This is a genomic window from Shinella zoogloeoides (assembly GCF_020883495.1).
In the GTDB taxonomy this organism is placed as follows: Bacteria; Pseudomonadota; Alphaproteobacteria; order Rhizobiales; family Rhizobiaceae; genus Shinella; species Shinella zoogloeoides.
The window spans coordinates 2899584-2925652 of sequence record NZ_CP086610.1 but is presented as its reverse complement, the minus strand read 5'-3'; the positions used below and the strand labels follow the sequence as shown (position 1 = coordinate 2925652).

Annotated in this window: 24 protein-coding genes; 6 read left to right on the top strand and 18 right to left on the bottom strand. The window is 65.6% G+C overall.

Going from position 1 to position 26069, the window contains the following annotated elements; all coding sequences use genetic code 11:
* Window positions 1-54 precede the first annotated feature (54 nt).
* The 7 genes from K8M09_RS14455 to K8M09_RS14425 all read right to left on the bottom strand — a co-directional run bounded on the left by K8M09_RS14455 (window position 55) and on the right by K8M09_RS14425 (window position 5907).
* Window positions 55-492, bottom strand: coding sequence for a YqaA family protein (locus K8M09_RS14455; RefSeq protein ID WP_160785122.1), 438 nt, complete (start codon window positions 490-492; stop codon window positions 55-57).
* A gap of 176 nt (window positions 493-668) precedes the next feature.
* Window positions 669-884, bottom strand: coding sequence for a hypothetical protein (locus K8M09_RS14450; RefSeq protein ID WP_160785123.1), 216 nt, complete (start codon window positions 882-884; stop codon window positions 669-671).
* 294 nt (window positions 885-1178) lie between these two features.
* A complete protein-coding gene (locus K8M09_RS14445) occupies window positions 1179-2987 on the bottom strand; it encodes a hypothetical protein (RefSeq protein WP_160785124.1) in 1809 nt (602 codons plus the stop codon).
* 6 nt (window positions 2988-2993) lie between these two features.
* Window positions 2994-3440, bottom strand: coding sequence for a helix-turn-helix domain-containing protein (locus tag K8M09_RS14440; RefSeq protein ID WP_160785125.1), 447 nt, complete (start codon window positions 3438-3440; stop codon window positions 2994-2996).
* A gap of 135 nt (window positions 3441-3575) precedes the next feature.
* Window positions 3576-4337, bottom strand: coding sequence for an amino acid ABC transporter ATP-binding protein (locus K8M09_RS14435; protein ID WP_160785126.1), 762 nt, complete (start codon window positions 4335-4337; stop codon window positions 3576-3578).
* Window positions 4334-5014 (bottom strand): amino acid ABC transporter permease, encoded by a 681-nt coding sequence (locus K8M09_RS14430; protein WP_160785127.1) that lies wholly within the window; start codon window positions 5012-5014, stop codon window positions 4334-4336. The genes K8M09_RS14435 and K8M09_RS14430 overlap by 4 nt, the downstream gene beginning before the upstream one ends.
* A gap of 119 nt (window positions 5015-5133) precedes the next feature.
* Window positions 5134-5907 carry an amino acid ABC transporter substrate-binding protein gene (locus K8M09_RS14425; protein ID WP_160785128.1) on the bottom strand — a complete coding sequence of 258 codons (774 nt, stop codon included), beginning with the start codon at window positions 5905-5907 and terminating at the stop codon, window positions 5134-5136.
* A gap of 261 nt (window positions 5908-6168) precedes the next feature.
* Here K8M09_RS14425 and K8M09_RS14420 point away from each other — a divergent pair, with 261 nt between their 5' ends.
* A complete protein-coding gene (locus K8M09_RS14420; RefSeq protein ID WP_229341905.1) occupies window positions 6169-7308 on the top strand; it encodes a gluconeogenesis factor YvcK family protein in 1140 nt (379 codons plus the stop codon).
* Here the strand turns inward: K8M09_RS14420 and K8M09_RS14415 are convergent.
* The 3 genes from K8M09_RS14415 to K8M09_RS14405 all read right to left on the bottom strand — a co-directional run bounded on the left by K8M09_RS14415 (window position 7286) and on the right by K8M09_RS14405 (window position 11930).
* Window positions 7286-9949: a bifunctional diguanylate cyclase/phosphodiesterase gene (locus K8M09_RS14415; RefSeq protein ID WP_160785129.1), complete on the bottom strand. Its 2664-nt coding sequence runs from the start codon at window positions 9947-9949 to the stop codon at window positions 7286-7288. The two genes, K8M09_RS14420 and K8M09_RS14415, sit on opposite strands and share 23 nt — an antisense overlap.
* A gap of 140 nt (window positions 9950-10089) precedes the next feature.
* Window positions 10090-11466 (bottom strand): FAD-containing oxidoreductase, encoded by a 1377-nt coding sequence (locus tag K8M09_RS14410; RefSeq protein ID WP_160785338.1) that lies wholly within the window; start codon window positions 11464-11466, stop codon window positions 10090-10092.
* Window positions 11463-11930: a DUF4126 domain-containing protein gene (locus K8M09_RS14405; protein ID WP_160785339.1), complete on the bottom strand. Its 468-nt coding sequence runs from the start codon at window positions 11928-11930 to the stop codon at window positions 11463-11465. The genes K8M09_RS14410 and K8M09_RS14405 overlap by 4 nt, the downstream gene beginning before the upstream one ends.
* 326 nt (window positions 11931-12256) lie before the next feature.
* Here K8M09_RS14405 and osmF point away from each other — a divergent pair, with 326 nt between their 5' ends.
* From osmF to K8M09_RS14385, 4 genes are read left to right on the top strand one after another with little or no spacing between them, the layout of a single operon-like run.
* Complete coding sequence (gene osmF, locus K8M09_RS14400) at window positions 12257-13168, top strand: glycine betaine ABC transporter substrate-binding protein OsmF (protein WP_160785130.1); 912 nt, start codon at window positions 12257-12259, stop codon at window positions 13166-13168.
* 53 nt (window positions 13169-13221) lie between these two features.
* Window positions 13222-14382 carry an ABC transporter permease gene (locus K8M09_RS14395; RefSeq protein ID WP_160785131.1) on the top strand — a complete coding sequence of 387 codons (1161 nt, stop codon included), beginning with the start codon at window positions 13222-13224 and terminating at the stop codon, window positions 14380-14382.
* Window positions 14379-15317, top strand: a complete 939-nt coding sequence (locus K8M09_RS14390; RefSeq protein WP_160785132.1) for an ABC transporter ATP-binding protein — start codon at window positions 14379-14381, stop codon at window positions 15315-15317. Before K8M09_RS14395 ends, K8M09_RS14390 begins: the two co-directional genes overlap by 4 nt.
* Window positions 15314-16057, top strand: a complete 744-nt coding sequence (locus K8M09_RS14385) for an ABC transporter permease (protein WP_160785133.1) — start codon at window positions 15314-15316, stop codon at window positions 16055-16057. Before K8M09_RS14390 ends, K8M09_RS14385 begins: the two co-directional genes overlap by 4 nt.
* Here the strand turns inward: K8M09_RS14385 and K8M09_RS14380 are convergent.
* The 8 genes from K8M09_RS14380 to K8M09_RS14345 all read right to left on the bottom strand — a co-directional run bounded on the left by K8M09_RS14380 (window position 16054) and on the right by K8M09_RS14345 (window position 24656).
* A complete protein-coding gene (locus K8M09_RS14380; protein WP_160785134.1) occupies window positions 16054-16371 on the bottom strand; it encodes a Dabb family protein in 318 nt (105 codons plus the stop codon). The two genes, K8M09_RS14385 and K8M09_RS14380, sit on opposite strands and share 4 nt — an antisense overlap.
* A gap of 9 nt (window positions 16372-16380) precedes the next feature.
* Complete coding sequence (locus tag K8M09_RS14375; RefSeq protein ID WP_160785135.1) at window positions 16381-18036, bottom strand: GMC family oxidoreductase; 1656 nt, start codon at window positions 18034-18036, stop codon at window positions 16381-16383.
* Between the two features lie 23 nt (window positions 18037-18059).
* Window positions 18060-18839 (bottom strand): 3-ketoacyl-ACP reductase, encoded by a 780-nt coding sequence (locus K8M09_RS14370; RefSeq protein ID WP_160785136.1) that lies wholly within the window; start codon window positions 18837-18839, stop codon window positions 18060-18062.
* Window positions 18836-20344, bottom strand: a complete 1509-nt coding sequence (locus K8M09_RS14365; protein ID WP_160785137.1) for a GMC oxidoreductase — start codon at window positions 20342-20344, stop codon at window positions 18836-18838. The genes K8M09_RS14370 and K8M09_RS14365 overlap by 4 nt, the downstream gene beginning before the upstream one ends.
* Window positions 20345-20351: 7 nt before the next feature.
* Entirely contained in the window at window positions 20352-21467 is a 1116-nt protein-coding gene (locus tag K8M09_RS14360) for an ABC transporter ATP-binding protein (RefSeq protein WP_160785138.1), read from the bottom strand.
* Between the two features lie 5 nt (window positions 21468-21472).
* Window positions 21473-22354, bottom strand: coding sequence for a carbohydrate ABC transporter permease (locus tag K8M09_RS14355; protein ID WP_160785139.1), 882 nt, complete (start codon window positions 22352-22354; stop codon window positions 21473-21475).
* Window positions 22351-23232, bottom strand: coding sequence for a carbohydrate ABC transporter permease (locus K8M09_RS14350; protein WP_160785140.1), 882 nt, complete (start codon window positions 23230-23232; stop codon window positions 22351-22353). Before K8M09_RS14350 ends, K8M09_RS14355 begins: the two co-directional genes overlap by 4 nt.
* Before the next feature lie 173 nt (window positions 23233-23405).
* On the bottom strand, window positions 23406-24656 hold the full coding sequence (locus tag K8M09_RS14345; protein ID WP_160785141.1) for an ABC transporter substrate-binding protein: 1251 nt from the start codon (window positions 24654-24656) through the stop codon (window positions 23406-23408).
* Window positions 24657-25075: 419 nt separating this feature from the next.
* Between K8M09_RS14345 and K8M09_RS14340 the strand changes: the two genes are divergently transcribed.
* Window positions 25076-26041 (top strand): LacI family transcriptional regulator, encoded by a 966-nt coding sequence (locus K8M09_RS14340; protein ID WP_229342386.1) that lies wholly within the window; start codon window positions 25076-25078, stop codon window positions 26039-26041.
* The last annotated feature ends 28 nt before the right edge of the window (window positions 26042-26069 follow it).

Below are 26069 nucleotides of genomic sequence, written 5' to 3'. Positions count from 1 at the left end.
GCCCCAGTATACGAGAGCCGGGCGGCGCGCATTCCATCGCGGCCGGAAAAAATTTCAAGTCCAGGAGAGGACAAGGGCGGCAAGGACGATGTAACGGCCGAACTTGGCGATGGAAACGACGAGCAGGAAGCGGGCGAACGGCTCGCGCATGACGCCTGCCGCAACCGTCAGCGGATCGCCGATCACCGGCACCCAGCTCAAAAGCAGGCTCCACCAGCCGTATTTCCGATACCAGCTCCCGGCCCGGTCGAGCTGTCTTTGGCTGACGGGAAACCAGCGCGCGCCGCGAAAGCGCTCGATGCCGCGCCCGAGCAGCCAGTTGACGACCGAACCGAGCACATTGCCGGTGCCGGCGATAAGGATCAGCAGGGCCGGTGCGTGGCTGCCCGCCGCCAGCAGGCCGGCGAGCACGGCTTCCGACTGGGCGGGCAGGATGGTCGCGGCGGCGAAGGCGGCGAGGAAGAGGCCGCCATAGGCGGCAAGCGCGCTCATCCGCGCATGGCCCGGCTACCGCCGGGCCTATGCCGGCCTGTGCGCTCGCTCATATCGTTCTCCGCCCGGATGCCGGCTTGGCTGTCATGCCTTTCCGCTATCCGTTGTCGCGGCGGCAGGAAAGCCCTTGCTGCCGTTTCCGGCAGCCGGCGGCGGAAAATGTCAGGCCCCCGTGCTCAGCAGAGGGGGGACCGGTTCATCAGTGTGATGTCGTTTGCCGTCAGCGTCATGCGCGCGGGGTCGTCGATCTGGTCGAGCACCGCCCGCAGCGCCTTGTCCAGACAGAATTCGACGACTTCGGCGTCGAGCGACTTCGCGGATTCCAGCGCGAAGGCGACAAGACGCGCCAATGCCAACAGTTCCTTGCCCCGATCGTCGGTTTCGATTTTCATAGTTCGTGCCCCACAACATTAGCCCCGGCTCCAATATAGGCGTGACTCCGCGGCTTCGCGCGTGACTTGAGCGTGACACACGTGCAATGGGAAATTGCTCGGATTCCTGCGTTGCCGGTTGCCTTGCCGCGACAGGTCCGTTGGGTGTGATGTGGAATGCCGGATTCCCGGCCGCTCAGGATTTTCCGGCGGAAGCGCCGCGAGGATGTGCTACGGCGCGCCTGTCTCGGTGCGCTTCCAATTCCCATTGTAATTGCACGTAAAAGTAGCTCTTGTTCCGATGTAATCCGGTCATCAGAAGCCGGCGCGCTTGAGGCCTTCGTAATAATGCTGCCGCTGCCACTCTTCCCTGAAGGGAATGATCTTCATCCAGGCTTCGAGATCGAAGTTGGGATTGCTTTCATAGGTGCGGCGCATGAACAGGCGGGCCTTCCGGATATCGCCCAACATGGCCCAGCATGCGGCCGATAGCCGGTGGACAGGTTCCTTGTCCTTCATCCGGGCAATATAGGCCAGCGCTTCCTCATATCTGCCGATCGCGTAGGCGGCCCCGGCCGCTGTCCAGAAATATTCGTCGGGCGGCAGCGGGTTGAGGTCGATTGCGTGCTTGATCTTCTCCAGGCCGATATCCGGCCGCGACGCCTGCACGAGTGTATCGGCATGGCTGGCGATCACATTGGCGTAGTGCGGGCTTAGCGCCTCGGCGCGATCGAGATAGGCCAGGCTCTCGTCGAATTGGCGGGCATAGAGCTTGACCACACCGAGTTCGCGATAGCCGGTTGGCAGGTGCTCGTCGGCCCGGATGGCCGTCTCGGCGTGGTGCTGGGCCTGGCTCAGCAGGTCGCCATCGCCTCTCGCCGTGACCAGCCATTCGAGGAAAAAGCTGCGGGCAAGACCGCTCATGGCGGGCGCGAAGCCGGCGCTCACCTGCAGGGCGTCGCGGAAGCTCTTGCGGGCGCGGCGGATGTCGCGCAGGTCGAGATTCTTGAGATGTCCCTGGCCGATGAGGAAGCTGCGATAGGCGTCGGCATCCCGCTCATAGTCGCGGCGGACCAGTTCGTTGCGCTCGATCTCGGTTGCGATGGCGCCGGCGATCTGGCGGGCGATCACCTGCCTCGAGCGCGCCAGCCCCTCGGCCGACAGGGGAAAGCGCTCGGCCCAGATGACCTCGTCGCCGCCGAAGAAGAGGAGCTGGGCGAAGAGCGAGTGCCGGTCGCCGTCGTCGCGCAGGCGCGTTTCCAGGATGTAGCTGATCCTGTGCCGCGCATAGGTGGCGGCGCGGTCCGCCTGGAGCGATATCTGCGCGGCGGTATGCGGGGCGATGATCGAAATCGAACGCAGGGCGCAAAGCCCGATTGTGACGTCCTCGATCAGCGCTTCGGAAAAGCGTGCGGCAATGCGTGATGCGTTGATGGCGGCTGGCGGCAGCAACAGGAGGCGCGGCAGGCTTTGACGCGGGAGTATGGCTTCCATGGGAAGCCCGGTGTCGGCTTCTGCCTGGGGGAAGGATACGAGCGCCGTGGGGGCGGCCGGCTGGCCGGTCAGTACGGCGCGCACCTCCTCGTCCTCGGGATTGGCTTCCAGCAGGCGAAGCGCGGCGGCCGAGCGTGCCTGCCGCGCGCTGTTGCCGCCCTGTGCCGTTTCCTGGAGCAGGATGCGGCGAAGAAGCGCGACATGCGCGGTGCGTTGCAGCGCGACCCAGCCCGCGAGCGCGGGCTGGCCCGGCTTGACGTGTTTCAGGAATTCGTCGCCGAGCAGGTCGGCAAGGACCTCCAGGCCGGCACCTTCCCGGACCAGATCGATATCGCTCTCGATGGGGTCCGGTCCGAGGACGATGCCGGTTTCGGTGAAGGTCAGATAGGTCCGGCCGAGATCCCGCTGGCGCTTCTGCACACGCGATACCGTCTGCCGGAGGCTGGCATAGGCCGCCGCCGTGTTCGCATCGTCCCAGAAAAGGCCCGCCGCGTCGGCCCGGGACATGTCCGGCAGGCCGCGGGCGTGCAGATAGCAGAGGATGAGGAGCGCCTTCTCGGGAAAGGCGATATCGCCGCCGCCCTCGTCAAGCAGGCGCAGATGGCCGAACGACTGCAGCCGTGCCGGCATTTTGCGTCAGATCCGCAGTTCCGCTGCGCTTTCGGCCCGGTCGCCGGCCTCGGCGGCGTTGGCTCCGGCCTTGGACAGCGCGGTGGCGAGCGCGATGATCGACTTGCGGACGCCGGCGTCGTCGATCTTCAGGAAGGCGCGGTTGAGGTCGAGGCCCTCCTTGGAGGAAACGAAGGAGGAGACGTCGCCCGTCTCATGGCCGGCGCCGGCGGCCGGCTGGGCGCTGTCGTCGTCCTGGAAGAAGAAGCTCGGCGGCACGCGGAAAACGTCGGAAATCGCCTGAAGACGGCTGGCGCTGATGCGGTTGGTGCCCTTCTCGTATTTCTGAACCTGCTGGAAGGTCACGCCGAGACGGTCGGCAAGCGCTTCCTGGCTCATGCCCACCATGAGGCGGCGCAGGCGGACGCGGGAACCGACGAAAACGTCGATCGGGTTCGGTGTTTTCTTGTTCATGGGACTTTCTCCCCTGTTGGACATGCCGGGGCATGGCGAGATGCGAATATCCCTTTATTTTGCTTGAATCGCCGGTGCGATGCAACTGCCGAGGGGCCGAATTCCCTGCCGCCTCAGCGTGTGGCGGGGTGCATCCTAGATGTCGTAGCTGTGCGGCGCGCTGAGCGAGGCGATGAATTTTTTCGTGCGCTCGCGCTCCGGCGCGGAGAAGACGGCGCGGGGCGGGCCCTGTTCCACGACGACGCCGCCATCGAGGAAAACCACGGTGTCGGCGACGCGCGAGGCAAGGCGCAGGTCGTGCGTCGCCATGACCATCGTGGTGCCCTCGCGGGCAAGCCGGCTCAGCACCTCGACCACTTCCTCGGCCAGTTCCGGATCGAGCGCCGAGGTCGGCTCGTCGCACAGAAGCACGCGCGGCGAGGGGGCGAGCGCGCGGGCGATGGCGACGCGCTGCTGCTGGCCGCCGGAAAGGGTGGCGGGCCAGGCGTCGGCCTTGTGCGCCATGCCGACCTTCTCGAGCAGTTCGAGCGCGCGGGCGCGGGCCTTGTCGGCCGGCCATTTCAAGACGGTGACGAGGCCTTCCATCACATTGGCGATGGCCGTCTGGTGCGGGAAGAGCTGGAAATTCTGGAAGACCATGCCCGTCTGGCGGCGCAGCTTCTGGATCGCATCCCAGCCGACCTTGCGGCCGGGCGTAAAATCGATGGTTTCCCCGCCGAGCCGGATCGTGCCGGAGGTCGGCGTTTCGAGCAGGTTGATGCAGCGCAGCAGCGTGCTCTTGCCGCCGCCGGAAGGCCCGACCAGCGCCGTCACCGAGCCTTCGGCAAGCCGCAGGCTGATGTCGCGCAGGACGTGGTTGTCGCCGAAGCGCTTTTCGATATGGGAAAGTTCGATCATGTGCGGGCCTCCAGGAAGCCGCCATAGCGGGAGAAGCGTTTTTCCAGCCGCACCTGAAGGGCCGAAAGAACGGAACTGAGCGCGAGATAGATCAGTGCCGCCTCGATATAGAGGATCAGCGGCTCATAGGTGGTGGCGACGATGCGCTGCGCGGTCTGGAACAGCTCCGGCACGGTGACGGCGGCGGCGAGCGAGGTATCCTTCACCAGTGAGATGAAGGTATTGGACAAAGGCGGCACGGCGACGCGCGCGGCCTGCGGCAGGATGGTGCGGCGCATGGCCTGCGACCAGCTCATGCCGATCGAATAGGCCGCTTCCCACTGGCCGCGCGGCACGGAGGCGATGACGGCGCGGATGATCTCCGACGTATAGGCCCCGACATTCAGCGTGAAGCCGATGAGGGCCGCCGGGAAGGCATCGAGCAGGATGCCGACGCTCGGCAGGCCGTAGAAGATGACGAAGAGCTGCACCAGCAGCGGCGTGCCGCGGATCACCCAGACATAGAAGCGCGCGATGGCGGAAAAGGGCCGCGGACCGAACAGCCGCACGACGGCGGTGACGAGGCCGAGCGCAAGGCCGAGCACGAAGGAGGCGAGGGTGAGCGGAATGGTGAAGACGAGCGCGGCCCACAGCAGGGGGGCGAGCGAATCCAGCATCAGTTGAAGCCACGGCGGCACGGGGAGCATCCTCCGAAATGCGGCTGGCCGGGAAGAGGCCCGGCCAGTTCTCAAGTCTATCTATAGGCGAGGAAAGGGCCGGCGCGAAGCCGGCCCCGGCAGGACTTGGCCGGGCAGGCTTACTTGGAAACGTCCTGGCCGAAATACTTGTCCGAGATCGCCTGATAGGTGCCGTCGGCCTTGATGTCGACGAGCGCCTTGTTGATCGCTTCCAGAAGCTCCGGCTCGCCCTTGCGGATGATGACGCCGGAATAGTCGGCGTTTTCCTGTTCGGCGACGATCTTCACATTGGCGTCGGGCTTGTGCTTCTTGAAATCGAGGAAGGACAGGCTGTCGTTGATGGTCGCGTCGGCGCGGCCGGTCAGCACGAGCTGGATCGACTGGTCGAAGCCGTCGGTGCCGACGAGTTCGGCGCCCGACCCTTCAGCAAGCTTGCCGAAATTGCTGGTCAGCGACTGGGCGGCTTTCTTGCCCTTCAGGTCGGCGAAGCCCTTGATGCTGTCGTCGTCGGCGCGCACGATCAGCACGGCCTTGGAGGCGATGTAGGGCTCGGAGAAGTCGTATTTCTGCTTGCGCGCCTCGGTGATGCCGACCTGGTTGATCACGGCGTCGTAGCGGTTGGCGTCGAGGCCGGCGATCAGGCCGTCCCACTTGCCTTCGAGGAACTCGGCCTTCACGCCGAGCTTCTTGGCGATCGCCTCGCCGATTTCCACGTCGAAGCCGACCAGCTTGCCGTCCGCATCATGGTAGGTGAAGGGCGCATAGGTGCCTTCGGTGCCGATCTTCAGCGCGCCGGCCGCCTTGACGGCGGAAAGGTTCTCGCCGGCATGGGCGGGGGCGAGAACGGCCGCCTGGAGAGCGGCGGCGGCGGCGAGGGTCTTCAACCAGTTCATCTTGGGACTCCGTTTCTGGCTTGCATGTTCGATGGGCGATCAATCGCAGAAATCGGCGCGGAACGATGGGCAGAAAACTGCGATTTGCTCCCGCAAATGCAAATATTTTTCTCTGCTTCGCGCATCCGCGGATTTTCGGGGGGAGTCTGCGCCGGTCGCGATGGATGCCATTTCCAGCGCGGCCCGGGAGGACTATACAGGAACGCTGATCGGCGCGGCCCGCATTGCGGGGCCGTGAGCCGCGAGAATTCTGGAGGACGGATGGCTGAAAGCCGCTTGCCGCATATCGTGCTTTTCTCGGGCGGCAGCGCCTGTCGCTCGACCAATCTGGCGCTGCTATCCAAGCCGGTGCGGCTGACCCGCATCGTGCCCGCCTGGGACAGCGGCGGCAGTTCCAAGGTGATCCGCGAGAATCTCGGCGTTCTGGCGGTCGGCGATATCCGGCAGGCGCTGATGACCATGGCGCATGGCGAGGGCCGGGCGGGCGATGTGGTGAAGGTCTGCAATGCGCGCCTGACCAGCGGCAGCGAGGCCGATGCGCAGGCCGAGTTCGCGCTTTATGCCGAGGCACGGCATCCGCTTCTCGAACGCATGGAGCCGGGCCTGCGCGGCGCGATCCTCAACTATCTGCGCATCTTCCGCGCGGCTATCGGGCCGGGTTTCGACTTCCGCAACGGCAGCATCGGCAATTTCATCCTCACCGGCGCACATCTCGCCCATGACGGCGACATCAACACCGCCATCTTCGTCTTCCGCAAGCTCTGCGACATTGCAGGCCATGTCTGGCCGTCGACGGAAGCCGCCGGGGTCACGCTTTCGGCCGTGCTGAACGACGATACGCACGTGACGGGCCAGCATCGTGTGACGACGCTGGAGGAGGAGCCGGGCCGCATCGGCATAAGGCAGATCGAGCTTGCGGCGGGGGACGGAGGCGTGCCCGCCAACGACGCCGCGCTCGAAAGCCTGGAAAGCGCCGATGCCATCGTGTTCGGCCCCGGCAGCTTCTTCACCAGCGTGCTGCCGCATCTGCTCGTGGACGGCATCGTGCCGGCCATCGCGCGCAATGTGCATGCCCGCCGCGTCTTCATCGGCAATATCCTGCAATGCCGGGAGACGCGCGGGGTCGATCTGGCGCGCATGCTCGATATCGCCGCCGGCCTCTGGCAGGAACGCGGTGGGGCGGGGGCGCGGCCCTTCACCCATGTGCTGGCGAACCGCCAGCTCCTGCCCTTCGAAAAGACCGTGGGCGCCTTCGCCTATCTCGGCAACGGGGCGCTGGAGGAGGCCTGCGCGCGCATCGGCGCGGAGGCGGTGATCGGCGAGTTCGAGGATCCCTGGCAGCGCGGCCATCATGACGGCCGGGCCGTCGCCGATGTGCTCAGCTCGCTTTTGCCGTCGTGAGTTTTCCGGCCGGCAGCCAGGTGCGCGCCGTGGCGAAGGCTAGCACGTCGTCCGCCGGCATCGGCCGCGCCAGCGCATAGCCCTGCAGGATATGGCAGCCGAGGCGGCGCAGCAGCTCGGCATGCGCCATCGTCTCGACCCCTTCCGCGACGATCTCGATGTCGCGCATCTTGCCGATATCGATGATCGACCGCACGAGATCCTGCTGCGCGGTCGATTCGAGTAGCGGCTGCACCAGCCGGCGGTCGATCTTCAGCCGTTTGGGCGAGAGTTCCAGCAGGCTGACGATGGAGGCATGGCCGCTGCCGAAATCGTCGATCTCGATATCGATGCCGAGCGCCTTGATCTCCTCGATGGCCTGCTTCAGGCCCTCGTCGGCCGTATCGAAAGAGATGGATTCCAGAAGCTCGAAGGTCAGCATGCCCGGCCGGATGGCCATCGCCTTCAGCTTGGCGACGAGGTTCTCGTCACGCAGCCTCTGGCACGAAACATTGACGGAAACACGCGAAACGTCGAGGCCCTGGCCCTGCCAGCGAACGATCTGGAACAGCGCCTGATCGAGGATCGCCTCGTCGATCTGCGCCACCACATTGAGGCTTTCGGCGACCGGCAGGAACGTGTCCGGCATGATAAAGCCGCGCGTGGGGTGCTCCCAGCGGGCCAGCGCCTCCACGCCGACGATCTCCAGCGTCTCGGCGTCGAACTGGGGCTGGAAGAAGGGGCGGAATTCCTGGCGCTCGAGGCCGCGCAGGATTTCGTCGCTGAGGCGCTTCACCTCGACCGTGCGCTGGCGCAGCTCGTCGTTGAAGGCCTCGACGCGGTTGCGGCCGCGACGCTTGGCCTCGTAGAGCGCGATGTCGGCATTGACGAGAAGCTGCTCGGCGGATTCTTCCGCGTCGTTGCGCGTGGCGATGCCGATGCTCGCCCCGATGCGGCAATCGTGGCCTTCGATCGCCATCGGTTCGCTGATCGCCTCGACGAGGCGGGCGGAAAGGGCGGGAAAATCGGCGGTGGACGGGTCGCGGTGCGAGAGCAGCACGAATTCGTCGCCGCCGATGCGGGCGATGAAGTCCTCCGCCGGCACATGGGCGCGCAGCACGCCGGCCGCCTGTTTCAGCACCTGGTCGCCGGCAGCGTGGCCCAGCGTGTCGTTGATGTCCTTGAAGCGGTCGAGGTCGATATGCAGCAGGGTCAGCGGGCGGCCGCCATCACCGGCAAGGGCGAGCTGCTGGTCGAGGAAGCGGCGGTTGGGCAGGCGCGTCAGCGCGTCGTGCAGGGAGTTGTGCTCCATGGCGCGGCGGGCGTCTTCCAGCGCCCGGTTCTGCGCCTCGGCCGTCAGCTTGGCCTTCAGCAGCTCGTCCTGAAGCTGGAGGTCCTTCGTCACGTCCCAGTTGGCGCCGACGATGCGCTTGGCGCCCGATGCGGTGCGATAGGTCATGCCGTGGGCGCGCACATGGCGAATGCCGCCGCCTTCGGTCAGCACGCGGAATTCGGTGATGTAGGGCTTTTCCGTCTCGATGGCGATGGCGAAGAGCCGTTCGGCCTCCTCGACATCGTCGGGATGCAAGGCTCCGCGCCAGTCCTCGTAGCCGCAGATTTGCCGCGTCGTAGGGACGCCGTAGAGCGTGCGCATGCCGGCATCCCAGGAAAGGGCGCCGGTTCCCGGATCGTATTCGAAGACGCCGACCCTCGAGGCGTCGAGCGCAAGCTGGAGGCGCTGCGAGACGGTTTCGAGCCGCTCTTCCCGGTCCTGCAGGGCAAGGATATGACGGTGGCGGTCCTTCATCAGGTAGCCGACCCAGAACATCGGCACGAGGATGATGACGGCAAGCGCCGCAAGGCCCGTGCGGAAGACGCCGAGATCGGCGGACGGCTGGCGCCAGCCCTTCAGCGGCGCGGCCGACATGGTCCAGACCTCGTGGCCGATATCGATCGACATGACCACGGGGTCCGCGTCGACGGGCGTTGCGGTGTGGAAGACGGGCCTGGCCTCGCCGCCGTCATGCGCGCGGCTGGAAATCGAAACCGCGATCCTGAGGTCGCCCTTGAAGCCGCTGCCCTTGAGCAGCGTGTCGAGGTCGATCACCGCCGAGGCGATGCCGAAGAAGGCGTTGTCCGCGCCGGCATGAAGCGGATAGCGCGCGATCAGGCCGCGCCCGCCCTGCACGAGATCGACGGGGCCGGTGACGATCATCCGGTCGCGCTCGCGGACCTGGAAGGCGGCGGCGCGCTGCCGGTCGTTCGTGCGGTAGTCGAGGCCGAGGCTGCGCTCGTTGCCCTTCAGGGGGTAGACCAGGGAGATGACGAAGTCCGGCGCGATGGCAAGGCTGCGAAGCTGGTTGTCCTCGCTGAAGATGCGGCTGGCGAGAGCGGCGTAGCGCTCCTGCGACATGTGCGGCTCGGTCGAGACCGTCGCGACGAGGCCCTGCGCCAGCTTGATGTTGCCGAGGATGTTGCCCTGCAGCCGCGAGCGCAGGATGCCGAGCTGTTCCGTCGTATAGGAGCGCAGATACTCCTCCTCCAGCCGGCGCTTCTGCACATCGGCGAGGAAAGCTGCGATCAGCACGGCGACGGCCACGACGATGGCGGGAGCGTAGTACCCCAATCCCCGGAACGAAAGCTGTGCATGCCGATTGTTCATCTGGGCCCGTTCGTCTGCGCGCACTTGCGCCTTGGCCGGATGGGAATCCGGGTGCGGTTGCCGGCAGACGATGGCAGACGCAGCTTAACATTTACTGACGAGACGGAGGCCTGTTCTTAAGGTTGCAGGCCGCCCGCTGCTCACTCCGCCGGCCGCATTTCGCCGAATACGGTCGGGATCAGTTCCGAGACGGTCGGGTGGATGTGCATGGCGTGGGTGATGGTCGTGTAGGGCCTGCCGGCATACATCACGTCCAGAATGCTTTGCACCGCCTCGTCGCCGCCCGTGCCGAGGATCGCGGCGCCGAGGATTTCCTGCGTGTCCGCATCGGCGATCACCTTCATGAAACCGAGCGTTTCGCCCTTTTCCTTCGCGCGGCCGACGCGCGTCATGGGGCGCGTGCCGATCAGCAGCTTGCGGCCGGTCCTGCGCGCTTCCGTTTCGCTCATGCCGGCGCGGCCGAGCGGCGGGTCGATATAGAGCGCATAGGTCTGGATACGGTCGCTCACCCGGCGCGGCTCGTTGTCGAGAAGGTTCGCGGCGACGATCTCGAAGTCGTTGTAGGATGTATGCGTGAAGGCGCCGCGTCCGTTGCAGTCGCCGAGGGCGAAGATGCCGGGCACATTGGTTTCCAGCCGCTCGTCGACGGTGATGTAGCCGCGCTGGTCCACCGCGATGCCAGCCCTGTCGAGGCCGAGATCGTCCGTGTTCGGCCGCCGCCCGGTGGCGAGCAGGATGTGAGAGCCGGCGATTTCCGGCGCGCCCTCCGCGCAGTCGACGCCCACCCCTATGCCGCCGCCGCTCCTGACGAAGCGGATGCATTGCGCGCCGGTGCGAATGGCGATGCCTTCGCGCTCCAGGATATCGCGCACCGCGGCGCTGATGTCCTCGTCTTCCCGCGCGATCAGCCGCGGCCCCTTCTCGACCACCGTCACCCGGGAGCCGAAGCGGCGGAACATCTGGGCGAATTCCAGCCCGATATAGCTGCCACCGACGACGATCAGGTGCTCGGGCACCTCGGTCAGGTCCATCATCGACACGTTGTCGAGATACGGCACGTCTGCGACGCCCGGAAAATCCGGCGTCACGGCCCGCCCGCCGACATTGAGGAAAAACTGCCGCGCCGACAGGATTTCGTCGCCGACGCGGATTTCCGTCGGGCTCTCGAAACGGGCATGGCCACGGATGAAGGTGAGGCCCTCCATGCCCTCCAGCCAGTCCTCGTTGCTCTTGCGGGCATCGAAGCGAACCTTGTCCTTGCGCGCCATCACCCTTGCAAAATCGATGGCGATGTCGCCCGTCACCACGCCGTACTCGGCTCCGCGACGGGCCAGATGGGCGGCATAGGCGCTGGCGACCATGGCCTTGGTCGGCATGCAGCCGGTGTTGACGCAGGTGCCGCCCACATGCTTGCGCTCGATGAGGGCGACCTTCCTGCCGGTGGCCGTCAGCCGGGCGGCGAGTGAAGGGCCGGCCTGCCCCGCGCCGATGACGATGGCGTCGAACCTGCGCATCAGACGACCCGCGAGACGACGAAGAGGGCGAGCAGCACGGCGACCGCGTCTTCCAACAGGGCGATGGGCAGGTCCTTGCCGCCGATGGCCGCGACCAGGCGTTTGCGCGCTTCGTAGCCACCGAGCGTGCCGATCACCGCGCCGACGACGCCCGCGAGGAAGCCGCCGGCAAGCGAGCCGCCGACGGTGCCGATGACGGCGCCGCAGAAGCCGCCGCTGACGAGGCGGGCGCCGAACTGCTGCGGCACCTTGCGGCTCGGCGTTCCGGGAAGCTGGTCGGTGACGAATTCGATGAGCGCCAGCGCGCCGAAGATCCAAGGCGTGAAGCGATAGGCCAGGAAGGCGGCCCAGGTGCCGGAAACCGGCAGCCAGCCGAGCGCGGCTCCGATGCTGACGGCGGCCGGCGCCGTCATCGCCCGCAGGCCCGCCACTACGCCGATCAACAATGCAAGACTGTAGATGCCCATTGTCCCCTCGCGATAATCTGCGCCGGACATCGGCCCGTGATTGTCCCCGGCGAATGATGGAATGCGGAACGGAAAACGAGAGAGGGCCGATTGCGAGAGTGTCGGATGCGGTCGGCAATTGCAATGCGTTTCTATTGCCAAGCCCGCGCTCTTCGCGCAATCTCGAAAGCGCTTTGAAGGGAGCAACAAACCGCACGCGTTCTGTCGCCGGCGCGGTCTATTTTTTGCGATTGCCTGCCATATATGAAACGCTTTGCCAGGACGGGCCTTCCCAAACGTGGTGAAAATGCCGCCACGGGTTCCCGCACAGAACGAAAGGTTATCTCATGCGCCCAGTCGTCAAATTCCTCGGAGCAGCTCTGGCCCTTGGCCTTGCAGCCGGCGCCGCCCAGGCCCAGGTCGTCGTCTCCTCGAAGATCGACACGGAGGGCGGGGTGCTCGGCAACATCATCCTGTCCGTATTGAACGCCAACGGCGTCAAGACCACCGACCGCGTGCAGCTCGGCGCGACGCCGGTCGTGCGCAAGGCGCTCATCGCCGGCGAGATCGACATCTATCCGGAATATACCGGCAACGCCGCCTTCTTCTTCGAAAAGGCCGACGACCCGGCCTGGAAGGATGCGACCAAGGCCTATGAGCTTGCCAAGACGCTCGATTTCGACGCCAACAAGATAGTCTGGCTGACGCCGTCGCCGGCCAACAACACCTGGGCGATTGCGCTACGCAAGGATGTCGCCGAGCAGAACAAGCTCGCGACGCTTTCGGACTTCGGCAAGTATGTTTCCGGCGGCGGTCAGGTGGTGCTCGCCGCCTCCTCCGAATTCGTGAACTCGGCGGCCGCGCTTCCCGCGTTCCAGACGACCTACAGCTTCACCCTGAAGCCGGAACAGCTCATCACGCTTTCGGGCGGCGACACGGCCGCGACCATCGCCGCCGCCGCCAACCAGACGAACGGCGCGAACGCCGCCATGGTCTATGGCACGGATGGCGGCATCGCGCCGTCGGGCCTCGTCGTTCTGGAAGACGACAAGGGCGTGCAGCCGGTCTACCAGCCGTCGCCGATCATCCGCGAGGCGGTATTGAAGGCCAATCCGCAGATCGAGGAGATCCTGAAGCCGGTCTTCGAAAAGCTCGACCTCGTCACGCTGCAGGACCTCAATGGCCGCGTCCAGGTCGGCGGCGAGCCGGCCAAGGCCGTCGCCGAGGACTTCCTGAAGAAGAACGGCTTCATCAAGTAAGCCGTCCCGGCCCTCCGCCCGTCCGGCGGAGGGCCTTTCCCCGAAAGGCGTTCATGACGTTGCGGATCGACAAGCTGGGCGTGGTGATCGCCGCATTGCTGGCCTACGGCGCGTATCTGGCGCCGTTCGCCAATTTCCGGGCCAACCGTATCGTGCCGGGCGAGGCGCGGCCGATCCTCGACGCGCTGCCCTCCGGTCTCGGTATGGCGCTGCTTGTCTTCGTCGCCGTTTCCATCGTCCTTATCGTGCTGAAGACGCCGACCATGCTGCGGCTGGTGCTCGGCCTTGCGGCGCTGTGCGTCCTTGCCGTCCTCATCGGTCTTTCCGCCGGGCATCTGACCCCGCCGGAAAACACCTATGCCCGCGTTTCGCCGGCCTCCGGCTTCTGGCTGGCGAGCTTCGCCTTCGCGCTGCTGACGGCCGATGCGCTGGCGCGGCTGAAGCCGCCGCCGCTCGTCCGGGTCGCGCTGCTTGCCGCCGTTTTCGCGGCGGCTGCGCTGCTTCTCCTGTCCGGGGCTTGGGACGGGCTGTCGATCCTCAAGGAATATGGCAGCCGCGCCGAAACCTTCTGGCTGGAAGCGGGGCGGCATGTGGTGCTGGCGCTCGGCTCGCTGGCTGCCGCCACGCTTGTCGGCCTGCCGCTCGGCATTCTCTGCCATCGGGTGGAGCGGGTAAGGGCCGGCGTGCTCAATGTGCTGAACATCATCCAGACCATTCCCTCCATCGCCCTTTTCGGCCTGTTGATTGCGCCGCTCGGCTGGATCGCGCTGCATGTGCCGGGGGCAGCCGCCATCGGCATTCGCGGCATCGGCGCCGCGCCGGCTTTCGTTGCGCTCTTCCTCTATTCGCTGTTGCCGGTCGTCGCCAATACGGTGGTCGGCCTTGCCGGCGTGCCGCGCGATGCCAATGATGCGGCGCGCGGCATCGGCATGACGGATCGCCAGCGTCTCTTCGGCGTCGAACTGCCGCTGGCCTTCCCGGTCATTCTCACCGGCATCCGCATCGTGCTCGTGCAGAATATCGGCCTTGCCACCATCGCCGCGCTCATCGGCGGCGGCGGTTTCGGCGTCTTCGTCTTCCAGGGCATCGGCCAGACGGCCATGGACCTCGTGCTGCTCGGCGCGGTGCCCACCGTCGCGCTCGCCTTCGCCGCGGCCATCGTGCTCGATGCCGCGACCGAACTCAGCAATTCCAAACCCGGCAGGGCCGCATGATCGAGATCGACAGCATCACCAAGCGCTACGGCGATACGACCGTCGTCGACAATGTCTCGATGACCATCGCGCCGCACACGATCACCGTCATCGTCGGCACGTCCGGCTCGGGTAAGACGACGCTGATGCGCATGATCAACCGCCTCGTCGAGCCGACTTCGGGCGAGGTCCGCATCGATGGCGCGCCGAACAGCGTCATCCCCGGCCACGAACTGCGCCGCCGCATCGGCTATGCCATCCAGGGCCACGGTCTCTTCCCGCACCGCACGGTCGCGGAGAACATCGCCACCGTGCCGACGCTGCTCGGCTGGGAAAAGGGCCGTATCGAGGCCAAGGTCAAGGAATTGCTGTCTCTCTTCCAGCTCGACCCGACCGCCTTCGGTCCGCGCTATCCGCACGAGCTTTCTGGCGGTCAACAGCAGCGCGTCGGCGTCGCCCGGGCGCTCGCCGCCGAGCCGAATATCCTCCTGATGGACGAACCCTTCGGCGCGCTCGATCCCGTCATCCGCGCCAAGGCGCAGGACGATCTGCTCGCTATCCAGAAGCATTTCGGCACGACCATCGTGCTCGTCACCCATGACATGGAAGAGGCGTTCCACCTCGCCGACAGGATCGCGGTGATGGACAAGGGCCGGATCGTGCAACATGCCGCGCCGGAAGAAATGCTGGTCAATCCGGCGACCGATTTCGTGGAGACCTTGATCGGCGCGGGCGAACGGCCGCTCCGGCTGCTCTCCATCGGTACTGTCGGGGATGCCACGGAAAACGGCACCGCCGAGGGCGAGCCGCTTGCCGCCGAGGTGAGCCAGCGTGATGCGCTCTCCGCTCTTCTCTGGTCCGGCCGCGAGGCGCTGCCCGTCGTCGGCCCCGATGGCGCTCCCATCGGCCGCGTCACGCTTGCCGGCCTCGCCCGCCGCGCCGCGAGGCCGCAATGAGGCGACAGCTGCCCCATCTGCTGCGGCTGACGGCATTCGCCGTGCTGGTGGCGTTCCTCGTTCAGCCGATGCTGTTCGAGCCGCTGCTGAAGCCGCTGGTGCAGGCCAATGCTCCGGCGATCTACAATCAGGGCAGTCTCCTGTCGCTGACGCTGTCGCATCTCGCCACGGTCTTTATCGCGACTTTTGCCGCGACCGTCGTGGCCGTCGGCCTCGCGATCCTCGTCACGCGGCCGGTCGGGGCGGAGTTCCTGCCGCTCTCGCGCAGCCTCGTGAATATCGGCCAGACCTTTCCGCCCGTCGCGGTGCTGGCGCTTGCGGTCCCCGTCGTTGGCTTCGGCGAGAAGCCGACGCTGATTGCGCTTTTCCTCTACGGCCTCCTGCCGATCTTCGAAAATTCCATGACCGGCCTTTCCACCCTGCCGTCGGCCATTGTCGAGGCGGCGCGCGGCACGGGCATGACGGCCTGGCAGCGGCTCACCAAGGTGGAACTGCCGCTCGCCCTGCCGGTCATTCTCGCTGGCATCCGTCTTTCGGTGACGATCAGCCTCGCCACGGCCACCATCGGCTCGACGGTGGCGGCGCGCACGCTCGGCGAGGTCATCATCGCCGGCCTGCAATCCAACAACCTCGCCTTCGTGCTGCAGGGCGGCCTTGTGGTCGCCGTGTTGGCGGTGCTGATCTACGATGCCTTTTCCGCGCTCGAGCGTGTGCTGTCGCGCCGGGTTGGCCGGGTCTAATCGTCGGTTTCGAGATCGTAGACGAGAATGCCGGCAATGCCGCCTTCCGCGGCGGCGACAAGCCGCGCGCCGGTCTGCCTGTGCTCCGGGTCCTCCAGATAGGCGTCACGCGAAAAACTGTCGGCGAAATCGACGATGAAGCCGTCGCTGAAACCCTTGTCCATGCCCGTTTCCGGGCTGACATTGGTGCCGATATGCACGGCGACCATGCCCGGCAAGCGGTCCTTCAGGGCGTCGATCTCGTTGAAAAGCTCGGTCTTGTAGGCGACGGAAATGGTCGGCTTGAAGCGGATGAAGACGCAGTGGCGGATCATGGCAACCCCCTATCGGATATCGGCGCGGGCACGCGGACGCGTGTCGTTGCGCTCATATGAGAAGACCTGGGCCGGCAGCGCCGGCAGGCCGCGGATGATGTCGGCGCCCTTCTCGCCCACCATGATGGTCGGCGCATTGGTGTTGCAGGAAGGAACGCGCGGCATGACGGAACTGTCGCAGACGCGCAAACCTTCAAGCCCATGCACCTTCAGGTCCAGCCCGACGACCGCATCCGCCCCCGTGCCCATCTTGCAGGTGCCGACCGGGTGGTGGTCCGTCTTGGCATTGGCGCAGCCGTAGTCGAACAGGTCCTCGTCGGTGACGAATTTCGGTCCGGGCAGGCGCTCGGCCATGACATAGGGTTTTAGCGCGGCCTGCTGCATGATCTCGCGGGCGATCTTCAGGCCCTCGATCGACATCTTCCGGTCGTGCGGGTCTTCCCAATAGTTCGGATCGATCAGCGGCGCGGCCGAGGGATCGGACGAGGCAAGGCGCACCGTGCCCTTCGAACGGGGGTGGAGATAGGCGGAGTTTAATGTCACGCCAGCGTTTTTCAGCCTTTCCACACCCGCCTCGATGCCGGAGCCGAGGCCGAGATGGAACTGGATATCCGGCGAGCGGGCATCGGGATCGGCATACCAGAAGCCGCCCGTCTCGAAGAGCGAGGAGGCGACGGGGCCGGAGCGGAACAGCACATATTGCAGGCCGGCCCAGAGCGTGCGGTGCAGTTTCGCGACGCCGTCATAGGTGTGGTCGCCGGTGCATTCGCAGATGACGAAGAGGTCGAGATGGTCCTGCATGTTCGAGCCGACGCCCGGCAGGTCGTGCTTCACCTCGACGCCGACCGACCGCAGGTGATCGGCCGGGCCGATACCGGATTGCTGCAGCAGTTTCGGCGAGCCGATGGCGCCGGACGTGACGAGCACTTCGCGCTCGGCCCGGATCGTTTCGATGCTGTTTCCCGTCACCACCTCGACGCCGACCGCGCGGGTGCCTTCCAGCACGATACGGGCCACGCGGGCGCCGGTGCGGATGGTGAGGTTCTTGCGCTCCCTGATCGGCGAAAGATAGGAAAGCGAGGCGGAGGAGCGGCGGCGGTTGCGCTGGGTAAGCTGGTAGAAGCCGACGCCCGCCTGCTGGCGGCCGTTGAAATCGTGGTTGTAGGGGATGCCGAGTTCCTGGCCGGCGCGGATATAGGCGTCGCAGATCGGCAGGGCCGAGACCGGCATGGAAACGCCGAGCGGCCCGCCATAGGCATGGTAGTCGTCGGCAAAGCGCTGGTTGTCCTCGGCGCGCTTGAAATAGGGCAGGATCTCCCGGTAGCTCCAGCCTTCGCAGCCGTCTTCGCTGGCCCAGAGGTCATAGTCCGCCGCGTTGCCGCGCGTATAGAGCTGGGCGTTGATGGAGGAGCCGCCGCCGATGACCTTCGCCTGCGTATAGCGCAGCACGCGACCCTTCATGTGCTTCTGCGGCACGGTTTCCCAGCCCCAGCTCGCCACGCCCTTCGTCATCTTGGCAAAGCCCGCCGGCATATGGAACAGCGGATTCCAGTCCCCGCCGCCGGCCTCCAGCAGCAGCACGCGGACATCAGGGTCTTCCGAGAGCCGGTTCGCCAGCACGCAGCCGGCCGGTCCCGCGCCGGTGATGATATAGTCGTAGGTCATGCTCTGTCCTCAGAATGCGCGGCCTAGAGCCGCCCGATGGCGAGGCCGCCGTCGAGATTGATCACCGAGCCGGTGGCGAAGGCGAATTTGCCGGCCGCGAGCGCCGCCGCGGCGTTGCCAATATCGCCCGGCTCGCCCCAGCGCTTCATCGGCACGAGGCCGCTTTCGATGAGCGCGTCGTATTTCGCCGAGACGCCGGCCGTCATTTCGGAGCGGATGATGCCGGGGCGAATCTCGAAAACGGAGATGCCCGTATCCGCGAGCCGCAGCGCCAGCCCCTGGCTGAAGGCGGCCAGTCCCGCCTTGGTCATGCAATAGTCGAGCCGCTCGGGGGAGGTGAGGCCGGCCGAAATCGAGGTGATGTTGATGATGGAGCGCGGGCCGGCCGCCTGCTTCGAATGCAGCATCGCCTTCAGCACGGCCTGGGTGAAGAAGACGGTGCCGCGCAGATTGGTCGCGACGATGGTGTCGAAATTCTCCGGCGCGAGATCGAGGAAATCGCCGCGCACGACGGAGGCGATGCCGGCATTGTTGACGAGGCAGCCGATGGCTCCAAGCCTATCCTCGATGGCCGCGACGGTTGCCGCGTGGCCGGAAACGTCCGCGAGGTCGCCCTTCAGATAGATCGCCCGGGTGCCGAGCGCTTCAAGGTCGGCCAGCATGGCATCGGTCGTGGCATCCGCCTCGCCGATGCCGGTGACGGCGATGTCAAAACCTTCGGCGGCAAGGGCCTTGGCGATGCCGAGGCCGATGCCGCGGCGGCCGCCGGTGACGATGGCGACGGGGCGGGGTGCGGTCGTCATGCGGCAAGGTCCCTCGATTGGATGTGGCCGGCGACGCGCAGCGCCTGCGCGGCGACCGTCAGGGCCGGGTTCACGGCGGCGGAGGTCGGCAGATACGAGGCGTCGACCACGAAGAGATTCGGGTGGTCATGGGCGCGGCACCAGATGTCGAGCGGTGCGCTCGCCGGATCGTTGCCGATGCGCACGGTGCCGCATTGATGCGAGGGCGTGCGCTTGTCGAAGGCGCGGGCGAGCACGATGGGGAAGCCGGCCTTTTTGAGCGCGCTCTTCAGTTTCGTCACGAGGTCGAGATGGGCCTGCCAGTTGGTGCGGGTCCATTTCATGACGATCCGGTCGCGATCCACCATGATGCGGCTTTCGGGATGCGGCAGGTCCTCGCTCATCGCGTAGAAATCGATGCTGTGCCCGGCGACCTGCTCCAGCAGCCATTCCGGCACAGAGGGCATGTTGGCCTTCAGGATCTTTCCCGAAACGCGGCCAAGAAGCTGGACATTGCCGAGCGGCGCGCCGCCGTTTCCGTCCGAGAGGTAGTAGTCGTTGAACCCAAAACTCTTCTGGTAGACGGAGGTGTTGCGGTAAAAGGGCGAGAGGCCGATCACGGCGCTCGAATTATGGTTCATGAAGTTGCGGCCGACCTGATCGGAGCTGTTGGCAAGCCCCTTCGGGAAGGCCTCGGAAGCCGAGCGCAGCAGGAGAACGGCCGATTGCACTGCGCCGGCCGAGAGGATCACCAGCTTCGGCGAAAGGCTCTCCGCCGCGTCGCCGCGCCTGTAGTGCACGGTCGAGATGGTGCGGCCGTGCGGCGCGGTGGCAAGCCGCGTCACCCGGCAATTGGTGCGCAGCTCGATATTCGGATGTTTCAGCGCTTCGGCAAGCGCCGTGCTTTCTGCATCCATCTTGCCGTCGTTGCAGTTCGGATGCGCATCCCAGGGTGTCTTCGCCTTGGCGAGCCAGCGGTCGATATCGACGCCGAGCGGCAGGGAATAGGGGTGCAGCCCGTTCGCCTTCATCTTCGCGCGGACCTTCGCGATGGCCGGCTCGTCCGGCACGGGCGAAAACGGGTAGGGGGCGGAATGGTGCGGCTCGGTCGGGTCCTCGCCGAGCGTACCGCGCACGTTGTAGAGCTTTTCGGCGGCGGAATACCACGGCTCCAGTTCCTCATAGGGGAAGGGCCAGGCGGGGGAGACGCCGTCGCGGTGGCGCATCTCCTCGAAATCCTCGTGGCGGTAGCGCACCAGCACCGCGCCGTAGAATTTCGAGTTGCCGCCGACATTGTAGTAGTTGCCGGGGTTGAAGGCGGTTCCGTCGGCCTCGTACCACATCTCCTTCGGGCGGAAATGGCCGCGCTGGAAAATGGCGCGCTGGTCGCGGTTTTCCGGGCGGTCGGGCAGGTGATCGCCCGCTTCGAGGATGACGATCCTCGCGCCCGTCGGGGCAAGCGCGGCGGCCATGGTAGAGCCGCCGATGCCCGATCCGATGATGACGATGTCCGGCTGCGTGGTCATGGCTTTCTCAGGCGATGCGAAGCTGGCTTGCCGGGTCGAAGAACACGGCCTTGTCGAGATTGAAGGCAAGACGCGCGGTCTGGCCGGCGGTGATGCGCACGTCGGCGCGCAGGCGCGCCACGATCTCCTTGCCGCCCAGATGCGTGACGGCGAAGGTGTCGGCGCCGGCCGGCTCCACCACCTCGATCAGGCAATCGCCCTCGGCCACGGTGCGGGCGTTGCGGTCCGCGCCATCGGGGTCGGTCAGCGCCTCCGGGCGGATGCCGAAGATGACGTCCTTGCCGCTATAGGCCGACAGGCTGCCCGGCGCATTCGGCACGGACAGCACCAGCGGTTCGGCCTGATGACGGGCGAGCGAGACGGCAAGGCCGGAGCCGTTGGTCTCGACCTTGCCCTTGAGCAGGTTCATGGCGGGCGAGCCCATGAAATCGGCGACGAAGGTGTTGGCCGGGTTGTTGTAGATTTCGGCCGGCGAGCCGAACTGTTGCAGCACGCCGTCCTTCAGCACGGCGATCTTGGTGGCGAGCGTCATCGCCTCGATCTGGTCGTGCGTCACATAGACGATGGTGGTCTTCATGCGCTGGTGCAGGCGCTTGATTTCCGTGCGCATGTCGACGCGCAGCTTGGCGTCGAGGTTCGACAGCGGCTCGTCGAACAGGAAAAGCTTCGGGTCGCGCACCAGCGCCCGGCCCATGGCGACGCGCTGGCGCTGGCCGCCGGAGAGCTGGCCGGGCTTGCGCTCCAGCAGGTGGCCGATCTGCAGCATGTCGGCGACCTGCTTGATCGCCTTGTCGCGCTCCTCCTTCGCCACGCCGCGGATTTCCATGCCGAAGGCGATGTTCCCGGCGACAGTCATGTTCGGATAGAGCGCATAGGACTGGAACACCATGGCGATATCGCGCTTGGAAGGGTGCAGGCCCGAGACGGAGCGTCCGTCGATGGCGATATCGCCGGAGGTGATCGGCTCGAGGCCGGCGATGGTGTTGAGCAGGGTGGACTTGCCGCAGCCGGAGGGGCCGACGAGCACGAGGAAGCCGCCCTGTTCGATTTCCAGGTTGATGTCCTTCAGGATTTCGAGCGCGCCGTAGGACTTGCGCAGGTTGCTGATCTTCAGGAACGACATGAGCGTTATCCTTTCACGGCGCCGGACATCAGGCCGCGCACGAAATAGCGTCCGGAGACGATGTAGACGATGAGGGTGGGCAGCGCCGCGAGGATCGCGCCCGCGAAATGCACGTTGTATTCCTTCACGCCCGTCGAGGACTGGACGAGGTTGTTGAGGGCGACGGTCATCGGCGTCGTGTCCGCGCCGGAGAAGGAGGCACCGAACAGGAAGTCGTTCCAGATATTGGTGAACTGCCAGATGACCGAGACGACGATGATCGGCCCGGAGGAGGGCAGCAGGATCCGGTAGAAGATCTGGAAGAAGCTTGCGCCGTCGATCTGCGCCGCGCGCACCAGCTCGGTCGGGAAGTTCTCATAGTAGTTGCGGAAATAGAGCGTCGTGAAGCCGAGGCCGTAGATGATGTGCACGAAGATGAGGCCCCAGAGGGAGCCGGCCAGCCCCAGCATGCCCAGGATGCGCGCCATGGGAATGAGCACGATCTGGAACGGGATGAAGCAGGAGAGCAGCAGCAGGCCGAAGAAGACGTTCGAGCCCTTGAACTGCCACTTGGTCAGCACGTAGCCGTTCAGCGCGCCGATGATCGTGGAGATGGCGACGGCCGGCACGACCATCAGGATCGAGTTGATGAAGAAGGGCCGCAGGCCTGTCGGCTGCACGCCGATCTGCGCCGTCGACCAGGCGGAAAGCCACGGCTCGATCGTCCATTGCTGCGGCAGGTTGAGCATGCCGCCCTGGCGGATTTCCTCCAGTGGCTTCAGCGAGTTCACCAGCATCACATAGAGCGGCAGCAGGTAGTAGATCGCGAAGAGGATGAGCGCGGTGTAGATGAGGGCGCGTGTCAGGCGGCTGTGGGTGATGATGTTGTCGGGGCTTTGCGCGCTCATCGGCCTTTGCCTCCGCGGATTTCGGAATAGAGATAGGGGACGATGATCGAGAAGATCATGATCAGCATGATGATCGCCGAGGACGCGCCGATGCCCATCTGGTTGCGGGTGAAGGTGTAGGAATACATGAAGGTCGCCGGCAGTTCGGTCGCCTGCCCCGGCCCGCCGCCGGTGAGCGCCACGACGAGGTCGTAGGCCTTGATGGCGAGGTGGGCGAGCACGACGAAGGCGGAGAGGAAGACCGGGCGCATCAGCGGAATGATGATGCGGCGGTAGATGGTGCCCGTCGTCGCGCCGTCGATCTGCGCGGCCTTGATGATCTCGTTGTCGACGCCGCGAAGGCCGGCGAGGAACATGGCCATGACGAAGCCGGAGGACTGCCAGACGGCGGCGATCACCACGCAGTAGATGGCGTAGTTGCGGTCCTTGATCCAGTTGAAGGAAAAGCTCTCCCAGCCCCACAGATGCATGGTGTTCTCAAGGCCGATGCCGGGGTCGAGGAACCATTTCCAGGCGGTGCCGGTGACGATGAAGGAGAGTGCCATCGGGTAGAGGTAGATCGGCCTGAGGATGCCTTCCGCCCGGATCTTCTGGTCGAGCAGGATGGCGAGCGCCAGACCCAGCACCGAGCAGATGACGATATAGAGCGAGGCGAAGATCGCCAGATTCGAGATCGCCCGCCACCAGTGCGGCAGCGCCCAGAGCTTGGAATAGTTGCTGAGGCCCACGAAATTGTAGGAGGGCAGCATCTTGCTGTCCGTCAGCGACAGGAAGCCCGTATAGGCGATGAAGCCGTAGACGAAGACGAGCACGATGAGGAAACTGGGCGCCAGCACGAGCTTCGGCAGAAGCTCCTGCAGCCGGCTTCGGCTATCCATGGTCGATACCACCGTTAGTGTGCGGTTTGCGGTTCAAGGGCGGTAGCCCCTCACCCTGACCCTCTCCCCGCAAGCGGGGAGAGGGAACTGGGCGGTGCGGCATTCTTCCTTCTCCCCGCCTGCGGGGAAAAGGTGCCGGCAGGCGGATGAGGGGCGAACCCCTCGATCCCTGGTTACTTCGCGGCCTCGACGGCGGCCTTCAGTTCCGTCACGGCTTCCTCGGAGGTCAGCTCGCCGTTGAACTGGCGGGTCACGACGTCGTAGATCGCGTTCTTGACGGAGGCCGGGTTTGCGTGGCCGTGCGCCATGGAGCCGAACAGCGTGCCGTTGGTGTTGGCTTCGGCAAGGTCCTTGATGGCCTTCTTGCCGCAATCGTCGAAGGCTTCGTCGGAGACGTCCGTGCGGGCCGGGGCCGAACCCTTGACCACGTTGAAGGCCGACTGGAAGGTCGGGCTTTCGATGGCCGAGGCCATGACGAGCTGGGCCGGAACCTTCTCGGGCGCGACCTTGAACATTGCGAACTGGTCGGAGTTGAAGGTGACGGAGCCCTGCGTGCCCGGGAAGCGCATGCAGACGAAGTCAGCGCCCGGCTTCTTGCCGGCCTTGATGAATTCGCCCTTCGCCCAGTCGCCCATGAACTGCACGCCGGCCTTGCCTTCGATCACCATGGCCGAGGCCAGGTTCCAGTCGCGGCCGGAGAAGTTGTCGTCCACATAGGAGCGCAGCTTCGTCATGCGGTCGAAGGCTTCCTTCATCTGGGCGCCGCCCAGCGTTTCCGGGTCGAGATCGATGAAGGCCTTCTTGTAGAAGTCGTTGCCGAAGGAGAGCACGACCGCGTCGAAGATCGTCGCGTCCTGCCACGGCTGGCCGCCATGGGCGACCGGCGTGATGCCCTGTTCCTTGAACTTGTCGAGAAGGGCGACGAGTTCGTCCCAGTTCGCCGGTTCCTTGCCGCCGGCCTTGTCGAGCGCGGCCTTGTTGATCCACATCCAGTTGGTGGAGTGGACGTTGACCGGCGCGGCGATCCAGTGGCCGTCATATTTGGAGAACTGCTGCAGGGCGGTCGGGATCACCTTGTCCCAGCCTTCCTTGGCGGCGACTTCGTCAAGGTTGCCGAGCGCGCCTTCCTTGGCCCAGTCGAGAATGTCGAAGCCGAGCATCTGCACCGCGGTCGGCGCGTTGCCGGCCGTGACGCGGGCGCGCAGGACGGTCATCGCTTCCGTGCCGCCGCCGCCGGCAACCGGCATGTCGGTCCAGGAGATGCCCTTGGATTCGAGGTCCTTCTTCAGCACGTCGAGCGCGGCGGCTTCACCGCCCGAGGTCCACCAGTGCAGGACTTCCACGTTCTCGGCTGCGCGGGCGGCCGTGCCGCCCATACCCATCAGCACCGCAATCGCTGCAGTGGTCGTCAGAAACTTGCGCATCGTATTCCTCCCGTTTGCAAGTTCATGGGCGAGAGCCTCCTCCCGCCGATTTCCCCGAGGCCCGAAGGGGCGTCGGAATTTGGTCCATGGCTCAAAGCGCCGCGCCAATTTAAAACGTTGTAAATTTGCGGAGTCAAGCCGGGACGGCATGTCGCGCCGGCTCTCTTCAAAAACGCGGTAAATTCGGAGAATGCGGGCGTATCCACCGCTTTCTGCTGGTTTGTGCGCTGCACTGAAATCGTTTTAAATTCTGTGCGGCGCAAGATTGCCGAATGCCAGGTGCGCCGATATGGTGCCGCCCATTGACTGACGCCATCCGAAGAAGCGTATCCGTGTCCCGCATCGACAAGCCCGCCGACCACGATCCCGCCCGCAGCACGCTTCGAGCCGGCAAGCCGACGCTGAAGACCATTGCGGAAATGACGGGACTTGCCATCACCACGGTTTCCCGTGCGCTCGGCAATGCGCCGCAGATTTCCGAGGCGACGCGCCGCCGGGTGCACGAGGTCGCCGCCGAGATCGGCTACCTGCCGGACCGCGCGGCCCAGCGCCTCAAGACCGGCCGCACCAATGTCATTTCCGTGCTGCTCGACCCGCACGAGGAAATCCTCGGCTTCGGCACGTCCATCATGCATGGCCTTGCCCGCGCCCTGCAGGCGACGCCCTACCATCTCATCGTCACGCCGAATTTCCTCGACGGCAGCAATGTCGATGCGGTCAACTACATCATCCGCAACGGCATGGCCGACGGCCTGATCTTCTCGCGCACCGAGCCGTTCGATCCGCGCGTGCGGCTGCTTCTGGAAAACGGCTTTCCCTTCGTGACCCACGGCCGCACGGAATTCTCCACCCCGCATGCCTTCGTCGACTACGACAATTTCGCCTTCGCCTACGAGGCGACGAAGCGCCTGATCGCCAAGGGCCGGCGCAAGGTGACGATCATCCTGCCGCCGAGGCGCCTGACCTTCCACCAGCACATGCTGCACGGCTTCATGACCGCCGTGCGCGAGGCCGGCGTCGCCTACGAGATTCCCGATACGCTCGACCTCGACAGCCCAGCCGATACGATCCGAGACACCATGCGCCGTCGCAGCGGCGAGCCCGACCCGCCGGATGGCATTACCTGTCCCGGCGAGGTTTCCGCGCTCGCCACCATTACCGGCATGAGCGACAACGGCTTTTCGCTCGGTGTCGAATATGACATCGTCGGCAAGCAGACCTCGCGCCTGCTCAGCCAGATCCAGCCGAAGGTCGAGACCATCCACGAGGACCTGCCGGCGGCAGGCGAGGCCATGGGCCGGCTGCTGCTGCGGCGCATCGCCGGCGAGCCGGTGGAAGAACTCACCCTGCTGCAGAGCCCACAATTCAGCTTCCCGACGCCCTGAGCGGGCGGCGGAGCCGGTCCCAGTCATG